Here is an 18,079-nt window from a genome sequence, read left to right as displayed (position 1 = left end):
CTTTTGGTTAACTTTTTGGCTAATTCTTGTAGTTCGTCAAGCTGTGAGGTACTTAGTTTTGAATTTCTCATATTCCTCTCACCGTCCTATCATAAATTTCATTGAACCAAAGGCACTTGAATTCTTTGTTCACGCAGTCTTCTGTGAGTTTGTTGTACAGAGACAGTTTGCCGTCTATGAAGTTTAAGAGTTCATCATCTATAGCGTCATTAAATATGGGGGCAAATAAATCAATTATTTTCATAAAAATCAACCTATAGGTTTATTTTAACACTTTTATTTAATCGTATGCAAGAACCTCATCAATGATAGATCTTATCTTTTTATTATTAAGTTGGGTGTGAAATTCTACTTTGTAACCGTCTATTGTAAGTTGATCAAAAAACTTTTTAGCGCTTTCTATTTTAGCGTGTTCTGTTCCCCGTAAATCGGTTTTATTTTCTACATCCTTTGTCTCAACTATGATATTCAAAACTTTTTGACCGTCTGCTTTTTTTACAACATACATAAAGTCCGGGCTGTAGGTTTGACCAGTAACGGTGGGAATCGAAATGCTGTTTCTCGGTATTTTACCATAAACGATAATTTCATCAATATTATCAACTAAAATATTTTCTTTTTCCAATGGAGAATCATATGCATATACATCATAAAGATATTTTGTAGTGGGTGTACCATCAATGAATTTTGTACCGATTCTTCCCTGTGCAATTTCCTCTTTTGGTGAGCCATCGCTATATGTCAAAGCAGTTTCTCTTGGTTTTATATTGCCTTTTGAATAACTGAACCTGCCTTCCAGGTGGGTGTTTTTCCATTCAACGAATGCTTTAACAAAATTAGCTGCACTAATGTCATTTATTTTGTCGTTATCAATATTGTTTGTTGAAGCGTATTCGGAAAGTGTTTCGTGCAACAGTTGGATTGGGATATTGGTTTGTCTGTTTATCCTTTTCAGAAAATCAGAATATGGTATCGGCTTTTTTATCAGATATTGCATGCCTGAATCTTCACCCACAATCATTGCACCTTCACCATTCATTCTTACATCTTCTCTTTTACTGGACATGTAAACATCCGCAAAGACACCCTGCTGAAAGATTTTAAGCAATTCGTCTTTTAAATAGCCGCAATCTTCAATACGGTCATAGTACAAAATGTATTTCTGATTAATGGCTTCCCACAATGTTTTCAGTTCTTCATAAACGTCTTTTCGGATTTTTATTTTTTTATCTGTTTTCTTATTGCGGTCTTCTACTTTTCCTGAATTTAAGCCAATGGTAAAATCCGGATATTCTTCAAAGAATTTATCTAAATTTTCTGCATTAACATTGTAATTTCTATCGATGTATTTTTTAGTAATTAACTCAATAAATAAATCATCTGCATCTACTGAAAGTTTTTTTGCCACTTCATCTAATTTATTTTCTGTTATTGCAAACCCTTTTGGAAGTTCTTTATTAATCTCATCAATGAGTTTTCTGGCAAAATCTGCCTCGGTAAAATCAATGATATAGTTGAGTTTAAATTCCTCATTGGAGATACGGTTGCCGTGCTCATCCACCGGCAGTCTTAACCCTCTGCCTACTTCCTGAATCTTGCTGCTCTCGCTGCCGCTTGAACGAAGTTTTGCAATGGTAAATACATTTGGATTATCCCAACCTTCTTTCAGTGTCCATTTTGAAAATAAAAAGCGGCGGGTATTTAAAGTGCCATCAGGATGTTTTATTGAAAGCAGTTTCTTCTTCTCAAACAATATTTCGCTGACCTCTGCCGCAATGGCTTCGTCAGAATTAGAATTGTCTTGAGCGAAATACCCAGCGTGCGAGGCTCCAGGATTTGCTTTGGTTGCTAATAGATATTCTTTATACTCATTTTCCTGTTCTGCCAATGCAGGCAGCAAACTATCAATTTTTTCAATTAACAGCCGTTCAAAGGTTTCTTTCAGATAAGGCTGCTTATCTGTTTTTTCGTCTGTTCTGTAGGAATAAATATCATCTATAAAAAACAGGGCTAATGTTTTAATCTTAAACCTTCGGTCAAAATTGCGTCTTTCTATCTCAAAATGGCGGTCTAATGCCAACCGCAGCATAGATTCCTGATAGGATTCTGAATAGATGTCTGTCGTAAATTCTTCGCCTGAAAATTTAGTCTGCCCGTTAGACAGTTCAATAAAATTAGTACCTACAGCATCAATAACAATACCTTCTAACTCCTGAGAAATGATGCCTAAACTATCGCCTTTTGATAGAGTAAAAGATCTATTTGGCCTGTCCTTTTCGATGAATTGTAATCTTGCGGAAGATTTACTTTCAACAGACAGAATCTTTATTTTGCTTTCTTTTTTGGAAATGGGTTCAAAGTGTTCTTTAGCAATTCCTTTTATCAGGTTTTGGTTGAATGATTGATACGCATTTAAGTCATACAGCAGGTTTTGATAGTCACTTTTTGTGATTTTATTTGCACCTCTGCCTGTTGTAACTTGCGGGAATGTTGCACCGAAACGAATCAGTGCCTGTGGCTGAAATTCATTCTCTATAAACTGAAATGCTTTCTGTGTTTTACTAAATCGGTGTGGTTCATCTATGATTACAAATGGCTTTGTTGCCCGTAACGCATCTACAGGACGATAGAAACCTTCCACGCCGTAATCATAATCATCACGGGTAAGCATATTGGAACCTGTGAGCAAAGACATATTCGTGAGCAGTACATAAATTTTATTGGTGTTTTGGCTGGAACCTGTTACAAATTCCCTCACCACACTTGGAAAATACTGTTTGCCTTTCTTTTTTTTGGCGGCTTCCAGGGTGAGCAATTCTATTTCCGAACCATAACCGCAAACATCTCTAAAATGCCGTTTGGCATAAGGGTCTTCTATAAACTGTTTTGTACCTGCCTTTATCGCTAAGGTTGGCACTACAATGATAAACTTGTTTATCTTAAATCTTTTGTGCAGTTCATAAATAGCAGAGGTATAAACATAGGTTTTACCTGTGCCTGTTTCCATCTTGATATCCAGATTCAGGTGATTGCCAATTCCATTTTGCGCACGGTATTCTTTCGGAATTTCATTTCTTTTCTGAACAATTTTGATGTTTTCTGCCAGTTGTTCCTTATCACGGATAAGAGAAGGATTCTCGTAATAGAAATTATTTCTGCTGAAACTATCTTCCGTAAAGACATCTGCAATAGCCGTGAAACCTTTCACCTGATGTTCTAGACCGTTTTTTAAAATCAATTCCATAACTAATATCTTACTGCGTAATTAATCTTCAGATTCTTCTCCGAATCGTTCAGTATTTTTAGATTTTTCTCCAGCATTTCGTTTACCGACCAATCCGGGAAACTGTAGCCAAACAGCACAATGTTTTCTGGGTTGAAACTGCCGTCTGTATCAAACCTGGTGATGAGTGCCTGCAAGGCTTCCTGCGTAAAGCCCGGATAGATGAAGTACAGGTGCTTGTCTTTGTAATAGGCTTTGTAGCCTGCCAGATCTGTTTCTTCAGCAGTAGCCGTAAGACCGTAGCCGTCATCATTTAGCCAGGTGGCCAGTACTGTTTCTGCGCCAAAATCATCCAGCACGGTGGTATCTGCAATTAGTGCAGACTTATCAAAACGCTCCAGTTTATCCAGGGTATTCTGCTCAGGCTCTTGTAGAGTGAAATGCTTGAAACCTAAATCCAATGCTTTGTCCGGATTTTCTTCTTTTATTTTAGCCGCTGCCCGTTTTATTCTTTCAATGCCGATATAGTCTAATGTTGTTGGGTATTTGTTTTCTTTTAGGAAATTATAAGCATTCTTTTGAGAATCATCTCTGTCGTTTAACACTTCCGGCAATTGCACGGCGATAAATTTTCTGTTACCCCCATCCTCCGCATTTAGCTTTAAAACAGCGTGGGCTGTTGAAGCGGAGCCAGAGAAAAAATCAAGAACAATATTATCGCTTGACGTAATAGCATTAAAGTTAATAAGATAACTAATGAGTGAAATTGTTTTTGGATACTCAAATATTCTTTCATTAAATAGGATATTCAATTCCTTCGCACCATCTTCATTAGTACCAACTTCGCATTCAACTTTAGAAATTACATCAGAAGGTCTTTTTATCCTTTCTCCTTCTCTCGCATATCTAATTGCAAATTTATTTGTCTTTATAAAAAATATTGTTCCTTCATTTGTTTCATTAATAACAGTTTCTTGCGACCATTTAAAAGGACCTTCTAAAACTATATCAACATCTGATTTGCCATTTTTAATTATTATATCATTTTTTAATATAACACGATCATATTTCCCTTTTTGAAACCTTCCATCAATTTTAAATATCACCGCATCTTTATTAAATTTTATTTCTTTTATAGGGTTTCCCTCATTTAATAATGGCATATCACCGCCTTCAATAATACCGCCTGAATACTTTATTGAATTTCGTTTTTTTTCAAAACATAAAATATATTCATATTTTCCTCTAACCTTATCTGAAAGTGCGGGAGGCGTGGAAGTTTTATTCCACTTATAAGTTGCTATAAAATTCTCCTCCCCAAAAATATCATCGCAAAGCAGTTTCAGGTTGGCCTGTTCGTTATCATCAATGGAAATAAAAATAACGCCGTCGTCCGTCATTAAATCCCTTGCCAAAAGCAAACGCGGGTACATAAACATGAGCCATGCAGAGTGCGAGGCAGAACCTCTCTTGGTAAGGTCCAGAATGCGCTGGGCTTCTTTTTCGCCAATGCTCAGTTTTTCCTGCAGTTCCTCCGAGGTGTAGTTAAAAGAATCGTTGTACACAAAACCATCCGAACCGGTATTGTAAGGCGGGTCTATATAGATGCATTTTATCTTCTTCTGGTAAGAGTGCAGCAGGTGTTTCAGCCCGTCAAGATTATCCCCGCTGATGTAGATGTTTTCGCTGTTTTTGTTTTCGGGCTTTTGGTTGTGTTCCTCATCCGGTACTATTACGGTGGTAGTTTCTGTAGATGCTAACAGTTTGGCGTAGGATTTTCCCAGAAATTTCAGTTCGTAGCCTTCGGCGGTGATGTCGGTTTTATCCTTTATTTCTTCCTTAAAGCGTTCTATATCAAACGCACCGTCTTTGGAGAAACAGGCTGGGAAATGCTCTTTCAGCATCGCCATCTGCTTGTCGTTGCTATGTATATTGTCGTTGTTAGCGAGTATGTCCTGTATCATAAATTCAAACTTGAAAATTTGTTAAAAATTGAAATTAGTCCTTTTTTGCGGCTCCATGGTACAATATCAGAACCTGTCTTTGTAATTACCGTGGTTTCTTTTACTAACTGTAATTAGCAATGAAATATCTTGTAAATCATCTGATTCGGGAGCAACGATAGTGGTGGATTCCAATTCTGCATAGTTATTGCTTGGATTAATAATGCTAACAGTGCCTTCAGTAATAATTTTTTTTCCTTCAACAAGACATTTGTAAAAGGTAAATTTTTCTTCAACTTCTCTAAAAAGCTGCATACCCAATGAAAATAATTCCGAAATTTCCAAAGATAATAATTTTGCCTTATATTTTTTCATAGTTTCCTATAAAAATCCATCCTTGGGCTTCTCCAAATAATCCGGTACAAGTTTGCTTAGAATGCCATCTACGGTGCGTTCGCTCCAGCCTTCGCCTCATTGCTCCTAAAGAAGCTAGTTCAAAAAAAAAAATCAAAATTTTTCGACTTAATATATTCTTTTTTATTTTCTATTTTTTTATTTTCTTTATGAATAAAGGGATTGTAATAAAAAAGACGCTATTGTTTGGTAGCGTCTTGTTGCGAGTTTGTAGCCTCACCAAGAATCGAACTTGGATCTAAAGTTTAGGAAACTTCTATTCTATCCGTTGAACTATGAGGCCTTGCGTTTGCAAAATTAAGAAATTCCGCGGAATTCAATCATTGTGATAGGGCTTGCCTCGCAAAATTTGATCGGCTCGGTATAGCTGCTCCACAAAAAAGAGCCGTATCATCTGATGCGTGAAGGTCATTTTTGAGAGCGACAATTTTTCAGCTGCCATAGCATAAATTTCGTCTGAGAAACCGTAGGCACCGCCAATCAGAAAGTTGACTTTTTTCAAAGAAGTATTCTGCCACGATAAAATCTTCTGTGAAAATTCTCGGCTTGTGTATTGCTTGCCCTTTTCATCAAGCAAGATCGTAAAGTCCGCTGAATCAATATGTTGCAGGAAAAGTTTTGCTTCTTCCTTTTTCAAATTTTCGACAGAAAGATGACCCGCATTTTTCACATCGGGAATTTCCGTGAGTTCAAAATTCCAATGGCGCGGCAGGCGGGCTGTGTAGTATGTTATCAATTCCCGGAGGCGTGGGTCATCAGTTTTGCCCACGCACAGAAGTTTGATGCGCATTTTAGTATCTTTGGCCGCAAAATTATACTTCAGGATTGAAAACTCCTCAATTTATTTCGAAAACAAAAGAATTCTTGGAAAGTACACCTGTGCCCGCCTTCGGTATTTCATTCGCAGAGTTTTTCAGAATTTATAGCGGCGGGATTTCAGATATTAAAATTGGCAAGATGGCAGCCGGGATTTCCTGGGCTTTTTTTATGAGCCTTTTTCCGCTGATTTTATTTCTTCTCTCTCTTTTGCCCTATCTTCCTCATTATGAGGAACTTCAGGAATATATCCTCACGGTTTTGCTCAGCAATATTCTCCCAGAAAATGTGTATGGACAGGTGCGCAGCTACATTGTGGAAACTTTCATCCCGAATATAGAAAACCTAAGCCCGCTTACCGTTTTGTTCTCCCTTATCTTCGCGACGAACGGGACGCACCAGCTGGTTGACGGCTTTAATCATAACCGAGTAAGGCGTTCCTTCATAAAGGACTACTCTGTGTCCCTGCTTATTACCAGCTTATTTATTGCTGCTTTAATTCTTTCGATTCTCGGGATTTATTATGCTGAGGTGGTTACAAAACTGCTAAATTCGGAAAAAAATCTTTCGTGGATTGCAGAAAACCTAACAGCGATCATAAGCTTTGTATCCTTCCCCCTGTTTTACTTCCTTCTGCTATCAGGTTTTTACTGGCTTGGGACGGAGAGGATCCATCGCTGGGTACACGCATTGCCAGGGGCGCTTCTCACCACGGTTCTCTTTATGCTTGTAACTTATCTTTTCGCAATTTTTCTCAAAAATTTCGCACGCTACAATGTACTCTACGGCTCCATCGGGACTATGATAGCGCTGATGGTCTGGGTAAATTTAAACATCATTATCATTCTCCTCGGAAACGAGCTGAACCTTTCCGTACGGAAGATGAAGAACACTAAGGTAAAAATCGAGCATTCCGATCCTGCTACTCCCGAGCCCTAGCTCCCGTCCCGGAGCGCAGGATGAGGAAACCGATAATACCGGAAAGGATTGATGCCAGCAAAACGGTAAACTTCGCCTCTTCCTGATAAAGGGGCTCGCTGAAGGAGAGTAGAGCGATGAAGATCGACATCGTAAAGCCAATCCCGGCGAGCATCCCCGCGCCAATCATATCCTTCCAGGAACTATCCGCAGGCATATCGCTGATTTTCAGTTTAATAGCAAGCCAAGAGAATAGATTTATCCCTAAAACCTTACCCACGCACAGGCCGAGAAGTATCCCGAGACCAAAACGGGTGAAGAGCGCTTCCACCATCTCTGGCTGAAGAGTAATATTGGTATTAGCAAGGGCAAAAACCGGCATTATGAAGAAATTAACAGGTTTCCCCAGTGCGTGCTCCAGTTTTTCCAGAGGGGAGGTTACCGTATCAGATTCATTTGTTGGGATGGTAAATGCGAGCAGCACACCCGCAATGGTGGCGTGGATGCCGGAGTGGTGCATAAAATACCAAAGAAAGGCACCCGGTATAAGATACAGCGCCAGGTTTTTCACTTTAAAATAGTTCAGAACCGCAAGGAGAAGCACGATTCCGAAGGCTATAAGAAGATATGTCCATTCTAGGCTGTCGGAGTAGAAGAGCGCGATCACAAGTATAGCGCCCAAATCATCCACAATGGCGAGTGCGGCAAGGAAAATCTTCACCGCCGGCGGCACACGGCTGCCGAGCATGGAAATCACCGCAAGGGAGAAGGCGATGTCCGTAGCCATCGGTATTGCCCAGCCCGAGGCATATTCAGTGCCGTGGTTTAGTGCGAAATATATTAATGCCGGGACTATTATCCCGCCCACCGCAGCAAAAACTGGAAGCGAGGCACTCTTGAACGAGGAAAGCTCGCCTTCTAAAAATTCCCGCTTTATTTCCAGACCTACCAGCAGGAAGAATATCGCCATCAGCCCGTCATTGATCCAGACTGACAGAGGGTATCTCAAATGCAGTGCCTCGGACCCAATTTCTGTATCTATCAGGTTTTGGAACGGTTCAGCAAATTGTGAGTTTGCAATGAGCATCGAGACGGCCACGCAGATCATCAATAATATGCCGCCTGCCTGGGAGCTTTTAAGGAAATTAGTAAAATATTTGGTTAAATTCATGCTTCAAATTTAAGTTAAATTCTTCTAACTTTAGAAATACCCTTGATTTTTTTCAGCTGCTGCAGCGTGTTTTCCAGCTGATCTTTACTTTTTGCCTCAAGTATGATGGTGCCGAGAAAAATGCTGTCGTCCGAATTGATGGTCATCCCTTTCATATCCATATTCATACTTCTCGAAATGATTTCGGAAATATCACTAATGATGCCGATTCTGTCAATACCTTCCACCTCTATTTTCACGCGGTTTTTAAAGCTCTCCGCATTCACCCACCTGGCGGGAATCACGCGGTAATCGTACTGCGCGCGGAGATTAATCGCGTTCGGGCAGTTGTCATTATGCACCTTAATCCCTTCGGAAATGGTAATAAATCCAAAAATCTTATCACCGGGGAGCACATTGCAGCACTTCGCGAAGCTGTAATTCAGTTTTTCCTCATCCTTCCCGAACACTATGGTATCCAATGTTGTTTTTGGCGCCAGATGTTCCTCGTCGGTTTTTATTTCCTTTTTTCGGAATCTTGAAAGGAAACGGTTCAGCCCGCTCTTACTGTCGGCATAGCGTTTCAGATCACCACTGTCGAATGTATTATTTTCAAATTTTAAAAACAATTCCTGAGAATTTTTCAATCCTAAAAACCTCTGGAGCCCGTTGATTTCTTCTTCATTAAAATTCAGCTTAGCAGAGCGCATCTTTCTCTGCAGAATATCCTTACCCTCCCTGGAAAGCCTGCTTTTTTCGTGATTCATGTAGGCTTTTATCTTGGCTTTGGCTTTGGATGTGCCCACCACCTCCAGCCAGTCCTGCTTGGGTTTCTGATTGGCGGAGGAGATGATTTCCACCTGCTCACCGTTTTTCAGAACATAGGAAATGGGCATCAGCTTCCCGTTGATTTTCGCGCCTACACACTTCATTCCCAGGTCGGTATGAACGGAGAAGGCGAAATCCAGCGCGGTGGATCCTTTCGGTAAAATTTTGATTTCTCCCTTTGGGGTAAAAACGAAAACCTCCTTGGAGTAAAGGTTCATCTTAATGTTGTCCAGAAGCTCTGAAGTGGATGTAATAGATTGATTTTCAAGAACATCCCTTATTTCTGACAGCCATTTCTCAAAGTTCTTATCATCTATATCCTGGTTGGGATTTTTGTTGTAGCCCTCCTTATATTTGTAATGCGCCGCTACGCCTTTCTCCGCAATATCATCCATCCTTTCAGAGCGGATCTGCACCTCGATCCATTTTTTATCGGGCCCCAGCACCGTAAGGTGGAGGCTTTCGTATCCCGTGGATCGCGGCTGGGAGATCCAGTCGCGCATCCGCGCAGGATTGCTGTGGTAGATGTCTGTAATAATGGAGTAGATTTTCCAGGCTAAGAATTTTTCATTTTTTTGGTCGGATTTATAAATAATCCTTATCGCATAATTATCAAAAACTTCCTCGAAACTTACGCCCTGTTTCAGCATTTTGCGATAGATTGAGGAGATAGCTTTTGCCCTTCCCTTTATCTTGAAATTCAGCCCTTCCTCCTCAAGCCTGTGGGATACTTCTGTCGTAAATTCCTGCACATACCGCTCCCGCTGCTCCTGCTCCAGTTCCAGCTTCTGGCAGATGTCATTGTAAACTTCGGGATTGTTGTACTTCAGTGAGAGGTCCTCCAGTTCGGATTTTATATTGTAAAGACCAAAGCGGTGCGCCAGCGGAGCGTAGATGTACACCGTTTCCGAGGCGATTTTCTTCTGCTTGTCCGGGCGCATACTTTCCAGCGTCCGCATATTGTGTAGCCGGTCTGCGATTTTGATAAGGATTACCCTGAAATCTTCCGAAAGTGTAAAAAGTAGTTTCCTATAGTTTTCTGATTGCGCAGAGACATTCTGCTGGTTAATCACGGAAATTTTGGTAAGCCCTTGCACTATATCCGCGATTTTTTTCCCAAAAATATTCTCGATGTCTTCGTAGGTGTACTCAGAATCTTCTATTACATCGTGCAGCAGGGCAGAGGCTATGGATGTAGCCCCGAGCCCGATCTCGTCCGCCACGATTTTCGCCACCGCGATAGGGTGGTAGATGTAGGGCTCCCCGCTCTTTCGCCGCTGTTCCTTGTGGGCATCCAGCGCCACATCAAATGCCTTGCGGATCAGGCGGTTGTGTTCCTCATTCAGCTCGCGGTAGGTATTGGTAATCAGGTCTTTATATCTGGCGGCTATCTCCTTGTTTTCTTTTTCTATGTCGATTTCTGTCATCTCTGATATTTTCCTTCTGGCTAAAATGAGTAGATGGCTCTGGCGAGTATTCTCAAGCTTCCTACGGACTTCCCGTTGCCGCCAGCCGCGCCGTTGCTGTCGGTATCTGCCCACTTTGCAGCAGTATATTCTACTTCCGGCGCTAAATTAAATTTATTTTGTTTAAATTCCACTCTGCCGGATGCCCGCCATACATTGTCAAGAACTCGCCTTGCATCCCCACCCCGCATATAAAGATTGCTGATGTCGCCGCCGGCGCCGTGGTTTTTCGTATATCCAAAAAATATTCCGGGAGTGATCTTGGCGTTGCCGGCTGAAAAATCTGTCCACAGGGAGGTCGTTCGTACTGGCTTGTAAGCCTCCGTCCCGTCATCGGAAAGGTATCCTCCAAAGCCGCTGTTCATCACATAATGGTGAAGATTTCCGCCGTGCATTCCGTAAAATTTCCCTATAAATTTACTGTCGGAATACCGGAAGTAAGCATATCCCGCACCCGCATTTACCTTGTTGCTGCTTTTCAGATTGTTGGATTCTGTTACGGGTTTTAGCGACTGATATTCACCGCCGATTCCTGTGATGATGTGCTCATTTTTGAATTGTATCTGAGCGTTAAAAATCGGGATGGAAGAATTTAAACTCGCTGAATTGGTATACGCGCCCCCAGCCGTAGCCGTCGGGAATTCCCGATCCTTGTAGGCGGTGATGCTCGCGGTGATGTTTGTGTTAAACTGATGATTTACACGGATCTGCGTGCCCCATCCGAAGGGCGTGAACATCACGCCGGCATTAAAATCGGCGACGCTTGGCATCACTTCGGGAATCACCGCCGGGTACCACGACTGCCCAACATTCAGCGAAGTTTTTTGCCAGGCAAGCGTAAAATGTGCCTGGCGCAGCCGCAGCATCCCGATGGTGCCGGAGCCGCCCGAGGCGCGGTTGATCTCCGTATTCCCCACAAAATCCGCCTCCGCCAATGCATATGATTTCGCACCCCAGATTTCCGGACCGCTCACCCTTGCGCCGAGCCGGGTGCCGATCGCGAGGAAATTGCTCCCGCCGCTGGCATTTATATCATCACCATTGGCATCTAGTTTTTCGTCCAGAGGGTAGAGGTTCATCAAGTATTCCCGCGTGTAGGCTACCTGCCGGCTGTCGTAGGAAAAATCCGTGCGGATGAAACCGTAAAAATCAACCACTGAAGTCTTCTTCGGATTCTGCTTGTTTTCAAGTTCCTCAATGCGTTTCAGCAATTCTTCGTTTACGAATTGGCGATTTTCAATGCTGTCTTTCTGCGCATAAATGACTGAACTACTGAGCGTTAGAAATCCAAGCAAAGTCTTGGTTTTATGGAGCCACATCATTACTTTAAATTTTATGTGAATTTAGACAAAAACTCAGACAGGAAGCAATTTTAAATTAATGATTTTTATTATCTTTGCATCCCAATGGAAACGCGCAAAAATTCATTGGTTTTTTTTCGGTTAATCAGCAGCGCTGATGTTTTCGGTGATGAATTGTTTCCTTGTTACGAAGTTTCAGACTTCGTTTTTTTTTGCCTAAAAACTTAGAAAATGCTCACGATACAGGATTTTAGCAAAGAAGGGCTACTGCAGATTTTGGACGAAGCCATCGCGTTTTCCGATGGAAAAACGGCGAAGGTTCAGGGTGAAGTTTTCGTGGCCAATCTTTTTTTTGAAAATTCAACGAGAACGAAGATCAGCTTTGAAGTTGCCGAAAGAAAATTGGGAATGCAGGTGGTGCCATTCGAGGTGGAGCATTCTTCAGTGAAAAAGGGCGAAACGCTGTACGATACCGTGAAAACTTTGGAAAGCATCGGGATTGATTTGGTGGTGATTCGGCACAGCGAGAATGAGTATTGGAAAAACCTGCAAGGCATTGATATTCCGATAATTAACGGTGGTGATGGCACGGGAAATCATCCATCTCAAACGATGCTGGATTTGCTTACGATTTATCAGGAATTCGGAAAATTCGAAGGGCTCAAGGTCGGAATTTGTGGCGATGTGAAACATTCCAGAGTTGCCAATTCTGCGGCGGAAGCTTTGGGAAAATTGGGTGCGGAAGTTTACTTTTCCGGTCCGGAAGAATGGTTTGCTGGCGATTTGAAAAATTTCCGGACAATAGATGAGCTGCTACCTGAAGTGGATGTGCTGATGCTGCTGAGAATACAGCACGAAAGGCATTCCGAAGCATCGGCATTTTCCGTGGAAGATTATCTGGAAAAATATGGCCTGACGAAAGCGCGCGAAAAAAGGATGAAACCAAATGCAATCATAATGCATCCTGCGCCAATAAATCGTGGCGTGGAAATCGACAGCGATTTGGTGGAATGCGAACGCTCGAGAATTTTTAAACAAATGAAAAATGGTGTGTTTGCAAGAATGGCGATTTTAAATAGAGCCAGGAAACAAGAGCCAAGAATCAAGATAAAGTAACGAAAATTACGATTTAGAATAAACTCAAAAAGTAACAAAACCAACGAAGTACTGGCTCTTGGCTCCAAAATCTTATGTCTATTAAAATGAAAAAGAAACTCATATTAGAAACGGGCGAAATCTTCCACGGTGAAGGTTTCGGTGCAGAAAATGATACGCTTGGCGAAGTGGTTTTCAATACGGGAATGACTGGTTATCAGGAAGTTGTGTCCGATCCTTCGTACTTCGGGCAAATCATTTGTATGACTTATCCGCTGATTGGAAACTACGGCATCAACCGTGATGATTACGAATCCATCGAGCCTGCCATCAAAGGCCTTGTGGTGAAGGAGCTCTGCGATTTTCCGTCCAATTTCCGTAGCCAACTGAGCGTACAGGAATTTTTTGAAAAAAAAGGCCTTAGCGGAATTTCCGGGGTGGATACAAGAAGGCTGACGAAAATTCTGCGCAGCAGCGGCACCGTGAAAGGGAAAATCGTGAATGCCGATGCCGATGAACAGCAGGTTTTAGCGGAACTGAAATCTGCAGTTTTGCCAAATAATCAAGTGGCGGCGGTTTCCACAAAAGGCACCTATGCAAGTCCTGGTCGCGGTTTCAAAGTAGTGTTGGTAGATTTCGGCTCGAAGAACGGCATCCTGCGCGAACTAAACCGCCGGGATTGCGATGTAACGGTAGTAGGCCACCAAATTTCGGCGGAAGACATCCTGCTTTTGGCACCGGATGGTGTGATGCTGACGAACGGCCCGGGAAATCCGGAAGATGTGGGAACGGCACAGGAAATGATCCGCGGAATTTTGGGCAAGGTGCCAATTTTCGGCATTTGCCTTGGTCATCAGCTGATTTCATTGGCTTGCGGCGCGAAAACTTTCAAGCTAAAATTCGGTCATCGTGGCGGCAATCATCCCGTGCTGGATTTAAGGACGAACAAGGTGATCATCACATCACAAAACCACGGCTATGCGGTGGATCAGGAAAGCCTGAAAACTACCGACCTGGAAGAAACGCACATCGCGCTGAATGACAGAACGAACGAAGGCGTGCGGCACAAGATTCACCCGTGCTTTTCCGTGCAGTACCACCCTGAAGCAAGCCCAGGCCCTGAAGATGGGAATTATTTGTTTGATGAGTTTATTGAGATGATGGCGGAGTTTAGGAACCGAGAACCGAGATTCGAGAACCAAGATTATAGATATGCATAATTTCGAGAGGTTACTTTTTTGGCAGAAATCAATCAATTTGGCAAAAGAAATTTACCTGAACTGTGACAATATTTCTGCTGAAGAAAAGTATGGGCTAATTTCTCAGATGAAGAGAAACTCGGTTTCAATACCTTCAAACATTGCAGAAGGGAGCGGCAGAAACAACAACAAGGAATTCAATCACTTTCTTGGTATTGCGATGGGCTCTGCTTTTGAACTTCAAACACAATTAATTTTAGCAAAGGAATTACAATTATTGAACGAAGATTGCGTGGATAAATTGCTTTCAGATTTAATTGAAATTCAGAAAATGATTTACAAATTTAAAAACAACCTGCTGTAAAATCTTGGTTCTCAAATCTCAAATCTAAAAAAATGAAACGCACAGACATAAAAACCATTTTGGTAATAGGTTCCGGGCCGATAATCATTGGGCAGGCTGCCGAATTTGATTATGCCGGCACGCAGGCCTGCCTTTCCCTGAAGGAAGAAGGATACCGCGTGATACTCATTAACAGCAATCCAGCAACGATAATGACTGATGTGGAAATCGCCGATAAAGTATACATCGAGCCGATTTCGTTGCCGTTCGTAAGCCAGATTATCCGCAAAGAAAGGCCCGATGCTTTGCTGCCGACACTTGGCGGACAAACCGGACTGAATATGGCGGTGGAACTGCAGAATTCCGGCATCCTGGATGAATACGGCGTGGAAGTTCTCGGCACGAAACTATCGGCGATTAATCAGGCGGAAGACCGCGATTTGTTCCGTGCGCTGATGAACGAGCTCGGCGAACCTGTGCCCGATTCTGACATCGTGAACACCGTGGAAGGTGCGCTGGAATTTGCCCAGAACATCGGCTATCCGGTGATTGTGCGCCCTGCGTTTACGATGGGGGGGACTGGCGGTGGCATAGCCTCGAACGAAGCGGAACTGCGCGAAATTGCAGAGCTTGGCCTGAAACATTCACCAGTGACACAGTGCCTTATCGAAAAATCCATCGCAGGCTACAAGGAAATAGAGTACGAAGTAATGCGGGATGCGAACGATAATGCCATCGTGGTTTGCAATATGGAAAACATCGATCCGGTGGGCATTCACACGGGAGATTCCATCGTGGTGGCGCCATCTCAAACGCTTTCGGACAGGGAATATCAGATGCTGCGCAATGCTTCGCTGAAAATCATTCGGGCACTTGGAATTCAGGGCGGCTGCAATGTTCAGCTGGCCCTGGATCCGTACTCTTTCAAATACTATGTCATCGAAGTGAACCCAAGAGTTTCGCGCTCATCAGCTTTGGCAAGCAAGGCCACCGGCTACCCGATTGCGAAAATCGCGGCGAAAATCGCTGTGGGATTAACGCTCGACGAAATCCTGAATCCTGTAACCGGAAAAACCTACGCCTGCTTTGAACCGGCGCTCGATTATGTGGTGACGAAGTTCCCGCGCTTTCCTTTCGACAAATTTGAAACGGCAGACCGCAGGCTTTCCACACAAATGAAGGCAACGGGTGAGGTGATGGCGATTGGAAGAAATTTCGAGGAATCCCTACAGAAAGCCATTCGGTCGCTAGAAACTGGGCTAAGGCATTTAGGCTTGAAATCTAAACAGGCGGAAGCCCTTTTCCAAAATCCGGAAGAAGTGGAAAGGCGCATCAAAACGGCAGATGACGAAAGGCTGTTCATCATTGGTGATGCCTTGCGCCGCGGCTTCGATTGGCAGCAAATCGTGGAATGGAGCAAGATTGACAAGTTTTTCATCTGGAAAATCAAAAAGCTGGTAGATTTTGAGCAGAAGCTTTCCGAACTTAAAAATCTTGACGAAAATGAGCAGATTGAATTAATTCGCGAAGCCAAAAAATTAGGCTTTGCCGATTTGAATATTGCGCACTTCTGGGAAGTTTCGCAAAAGGAAGTTTTCGAGTTCAGGAAGCGGCACGGCATAATGCCGGTTTACAAAATGGTGGATACCTGCGCTGCGGAATTTGAGAGCGAAACGCCTTATTTCTACGGCACTTACGAAGAGGAAAACGAGAGCATCGTTACCGACAAAGAGAAAATCATCGTGCTTGGTTCCGGGCCGATAAGAATTGGGCAGGGTGTGGAGTTTGATTATGCCACGGTGCATTGCGTCTGGGCGATCAAAGAGCTGGGCTATGAGGCGATTATCATCAACAATAATCCGGAAACCGTGTCCACCGATTTTTCGATTTCAGACAAACTTTACTTCGAGCCTTTGACGGAGGAAGATGTGATGAACATCGTGGAACTGGAGAAACCAAAGGGCGTCATCGTACAATTCGGCGGGCAGACTGCCATTAACCTTGCCGATAAACTGGCGGCACACGGTGTGCAGATTTTGGGTACATCGCTCGAAGATTTGGACAGGGCGGAAAACCGCGATAAATTCGAGAAATCTCTTCAAGAACTGGGAATTCCGCAGCCAAAGGGCAAGACTTCTTTCTCGAAAGAAGAGGCGATAAAAATTGCCAACGAAATCGGCTATCCTGTGCTGGTTCGGCCGTCTTATGTTTTGGGAGGAAGGGCGATGGAGATTGTTTACAACGAGGACGAACTGGCGTACTATATGGAGCACGCCGTGGAAGTGGACCCGGAAAAACCGGTGCTGGTGGACAAATATATGGTGGGCAAGGAAGTAGAAGTAGATGCAATCTGCGATGGAGAAACGGTGGTAATTCCTGGAATTATGGAGCACATCGAAAGAGCGGGTGTGCATTCCGGCGATTCCATCGCGGTTTATCCGCCGCAGAATATCAATGAAAAATGCCTGGCACAGCTTGTGGAATACACGGAAAAATTAGCACGCGGACTGAATGTCATCGGACTGATGAACATACAGTATGTGCTGTTTGAGAACCAGGTTTATGTGATTGAGGTGAACCCGCGAAGTTCCAGAACGGTGCCGTTTTTATCAAAAATCACGGATGTTCCGATGGCTAACTTGGCAACGAAGGCCATCCTCGGAAAAAACCTGAAAGAGCTTGGCTGGGAAAACGGACTGGTGCCGCAGAAAAGCGGCGTGTTCGTGAAAGTGCCGGTGTTCTCGTTCTCGAAATTAACGAAGGTGGATACTTCGCTCGGTCCGGAAATGAAATCCACCGGAGAAGTGATGGGTAAAGATCAGACGCTGGAGAAGGCCTTGTACAAAGGCTTCATTGCTGCCGGAAGGAAGCTGCCGCTATTTGGCTCGATACTTTTCACCGTGGCTGATAAGCACAAGGAGGAAGCCGCGGAATTTGCACAGAGGTTCCACGATGTTGGGTTTAAAATCTGGGCTACGGAAGGCACGGCGAAATTTTTCAGCGAGAAGGGCATTCCGGTGAAAATCGGCTATAAAATCACGGAAAATCCGGAGGAGAATTTGCTCAACCTCATTCAGAAGGGGAAGGTTCAATATTTGGTGAATACCACTACGAAAGGCAAGCAGGCTGAAAGGGACGGCTTCCAGATTCGGCGGATGTCCGTGGAAAACGGCGTGCCGTGCCTTACATCGATGGATACGGTGGAAGCAATTCTGAAAGTGGTGGAAAGTATGAGCTTTGAAATGCGGGCAATGTAAATCAGTGTTTAAAGTTCAAAGTTTGAAATTGAAAGCGCACTTTTTGGTGCGTTTTTTTTAAAAAATTAAATTCCGATTTTTTATTGGTGGAATTAACAATTCGTTAACATTGAATAAAAAAAGGCT

The 18,079-nt window shown here is 43.1% G+C and carries 12 protein-coding genes and 1 tRNA gene; 5 read left to right on the top strand and 8 right to left on the bottom strand.

The annotated features are described in order from the left end of the window. Nucleotides 1-280: 280 nt before the first annotated feature. From BUB43_RS03090 to BUB43_RS03070, 5 genes are all read right to left on the bottom strand, one after another. Nucleotides 281-3,244, bottom strand: a complete 2,964-nt coding sequence (locus BUB43_RS03090; RefSeq protein WP_073178240.1) for a type III restriction-modification system endonuclease — start codon at nucleotides 3,242-3,244, stop codon at nucleotides 281-283. 2 nt (nucleotides 3,245-3,246) lie between these two features. Beyond that, a complete protein-coding gene (locus BUB43_RS03085) occupies nucleotides 3,247-5,187 on the bottom strand; it encodes a site-specific DNA-methyltransferase (RefSeq protein ID WP_073178238.1) in 1,941 nt (646 codons plus the stop codon). 66 nt (nucleotides 5,188-5,253) lie between these two features. Beyond that, nucleotides 5,254-5,541: a hypothetical protein gene (locus tag BUB43_RS03080; RefSeq protein ID WP_073178236.1), complete on the bottom strand. Its 288-nt coding sequence runs from the start codon at nucleotides 5,539-5,541 to the stop codon at nucleotides 5,254-5,256. Between the two features lie 250 nt (nucleotides 5,542-5,791). Further along, nucleotides 5,792-5,863: transfer RNA gene (locus BUB43_RS03075), tRNA-Arg, on the bottom strand. Between the two features lie 33 nt (nucleotides 5,864-5,896). Then, on the bottom strand, nucleotides 5,897-6,370 hold the full coding sequence (locus tag BUB43_RS03070; RefSeq protein WP_073178234.1) for a 23S rRNA (pseudouridine(1915)-N(3))-methyltransferase RlmH: 474 nt from the start codon (nucleotides 6,368-6,370) through the stop codon (nucleotides 5,897-5,899). Nucleotides 6,371-6,537: 167 nt separating this feature from the next. Here BUB43_RS03070 and BUB43_RS03065 point away from each other — a divergent pair, with 167 nt between their 5' ends. Next, entirely contained in the window at nucleotides 6,538-7,335 is a 798-nt protein-coding gene (locus tag BUB43_RS03065; RefSeq protein WP_260200452.1) for a YihY/virulence factor BrkB family protein, read from the top strand. Here the strand turns inward: BUB43_RS03065 and nhaA are convergent. Genes nhaA through BUB43_RS03050 form a run of 3 tightly spaced genes read right to left on the bottom strand, consistent with a single transcriptional unit; the run spans nucleotide 7,319 to nucleotide 12,080 of the window. Continuing rightward, nucleotides 7,319-8,485, bottom strand: a complete 1,167-nt coding sequence (nhaA, locus tag BUB43_RS03060; RefSeq protein ID WP_073178231.1) for a Na+/H+ antiporter NhaA — start codon at nucleotides 8,483-8,485, stop codon at nucleotides 7,319-7,321. The two genes, BUB43_RS03065 and nhaA, sit on opposite strands and share 17 nt — an antisense overlap. 14 nt (nucleotides 8,486-8,499) lie before the next feature. Further along, on the bottom strand, nucleotides 8,500-10,719 hold the full coding sequence (locus BUB43_RS03055; protein ID WP_073178229.1) for a RelA/SpoT family protein: 2,220 nt from the start codon (nucleotides 10,717-10,719) through the stop codon (nucleotides 8,500-8,502). A gap of 20 nt (nucleotides 10,720-10,739) precedes the next feature. Beyond that, on the bottom strand, nucleotides 10,740-12,080 hold the full coding sequence (locus BUB43_RS03050) for a DcaP family trimeric outer membrane transporter (RefSeq protein ID WP_143154019.1): 1,341 nt from the start codon (nucleotides 12,078-12,080) through the stop codon (nucleotides 10,740-10,742). 210 nt (nucleotides 12,081-12,290) lie between these two features. Here BUB43_RS03050 and BUB43_RS03045 point away from each other — a divergent pair, with 210 nt between their 5' ends. The 4 genes from BUB43_RS03045 to carB all read left to right on the top strand — a co-directional run bounded on the left by BUB43_RS03045 (nucleotide 12,291) and on the right by carB (nucleotide 17,953). Beyond that, on the top strand, nucleotides 12,291-13,175 hold the full coding sequence (locus BUB43_RS03045; protein ID WP_073178225.1) for an aspartate carbamoyltransferase catalytic subunit: 885 nt from the start codon (nucleotides 12,291-12,293) through the stop codon (nucleotides 13,173-13,175). 86 nt (nucleotides 13,176-13,261) lie between these two features. Then, nucleotides 13,262-14,374 (top strand): carbamoyl phosphate synthase small subunit, encoded by a 1,113-nt coding sequence (locus BUB43_RS03040; RefSeq protein ID WP_073178594.1) that lies wholly within the window; start codon nucleotides 13,262-13,264, stop codon nucleotides 14,372-14,374. Then, complete coding sequence (locus BUB43_RS03035; protein WP_073178223.1) at nucleotides 14,367-14,717, top strand: four helix bundle protein; 351 nt, start codon at nucleotides 14,367-14,369, stop codon at nucleotides 14,715-14,717. The genes BUB43_RS03040 and BUB43_RS03035 overlap by 8 nt, the downstream gene beginning before the upstream one ends. A 32-nt stretch (nucleotides 14,718-14,749) precedes the next feature. Continuing rightward, a complete protein-coding gene (carB, locus tag BUB43_RS03030) occupies nucleotides 14,750-17,953 on the top strand; it encodes a carbamoyl-phosphate synthase large subunit (protein WP_073178221.1) in 3,204 nt (1,067 codons plus the stop codon). Nucleotides 17,954-18,079 lie beyond the last annotated feature (126 nt).

Origin of the sequence: Cruoricaptor ignavus (genome assembly GCF_900141665.1) — a bacterium.
Lineage (GTDB): Bacteria > Bacteroidota > Bacteroidia > Flavobacteriales > Weeksellaceae > Cruoricaptor > Cruoricaptor ignavus.
Note: the sequence above shows the minus strand (reverse complement) of the source record. Positions and strands in the feature narration are given on the sequence as shown.

What these genes read in the sequence shown, in the direction of transcription:
- BUB43_RS03035 (WP_073178223.1), top strand. Translation starts at nt 14,367, where the DNA reads ATGCATAATTTCGAGAGGTTACTTTTTTGGCAGAAATCAATCAATTTG.
- nhaA (WP_073178231.1), bottom strand. Translation starts at nt 8,485, where the DNA reads ATGAATTTAACCAAATATTTTACTAATTTCCTTAAAAGCTCCCAGGCA.
- BUB43_RS03045 (WP_073178225.1), top strand. Translation starts at nt 12,291, where the DNA reads ATGCTCACGATACAGGATTTTAGCAAAGAAGGGCTACTGCAGATTTTG.
- BUB43_RS03070 (WP_073178234.1), bottom strand. Translation starts at nt 6,370, where the DNA reads ATGCGCATCAAACTTCTGTGCGTGGGCAAAACTGATGACCCACGCCTC.
- BUB43_RS03065 (WP_260200452.1), top strand. Translation starts at nt 6,538, where the DNA reads ATGGCAGCCGGGATTTCCTGGGCTTTTTTTATGAGCCTTTTTCCGCTG.
- BUB43_RS03080 (WP_073178236.1), bottom strand. Translation starts at nt 5,541, where the DNA reads ATGAAAAAATATAAGGCAAAATTATTATCTTTGGAAATTTCGGAATTA.
- BUB43_RS03040 (WP_073178594.1), top strand. Translation starts at nt 13,262, where the DNA reads ATGAAAAAGAAACTCATATTAGAAACGGGCGAAATCTTCCACGGTGAA.
- BUB43_RS03055 (WP_073178229.1), bottom strand. Translation starts at nt 10,719, where the DNA reads ATGACAGAAATCGACATAGAAAAAGAAAACAAGGAGATAGCCGCCAGA.
- BUB43_RS03085 (WP_073178238.1), bottom strand. Translation starts at nt 5,187, where the DNA reads ATGATACAGGACATACTCGCTAACAACGACAATATACATAGCAACGAC.
- carB (WP_073178221.1), top strand. Translation starts at nt 14,750, where the DNA reads ATGAAACGCACAGACATAAAAACCATTTTGGTAATAGGTTCCGGGCCG.
- BUB43_RS03050 (WP_143154019.1), bottom strand. Translation starts at nt 12,080, where the DNA reads ATGATGTGGCTCCATAAAACCAAGACTTTGCTTGGATTTCTAACGCTC.
- BUB43_RS03090 (WP_073178240.1), bottom strand. Translation starts at nt 3,244, where the DNA reads ATGGAATTGATTTTAAAAAACGGTCTAGAACATCAGGTGAAAGGTTTC.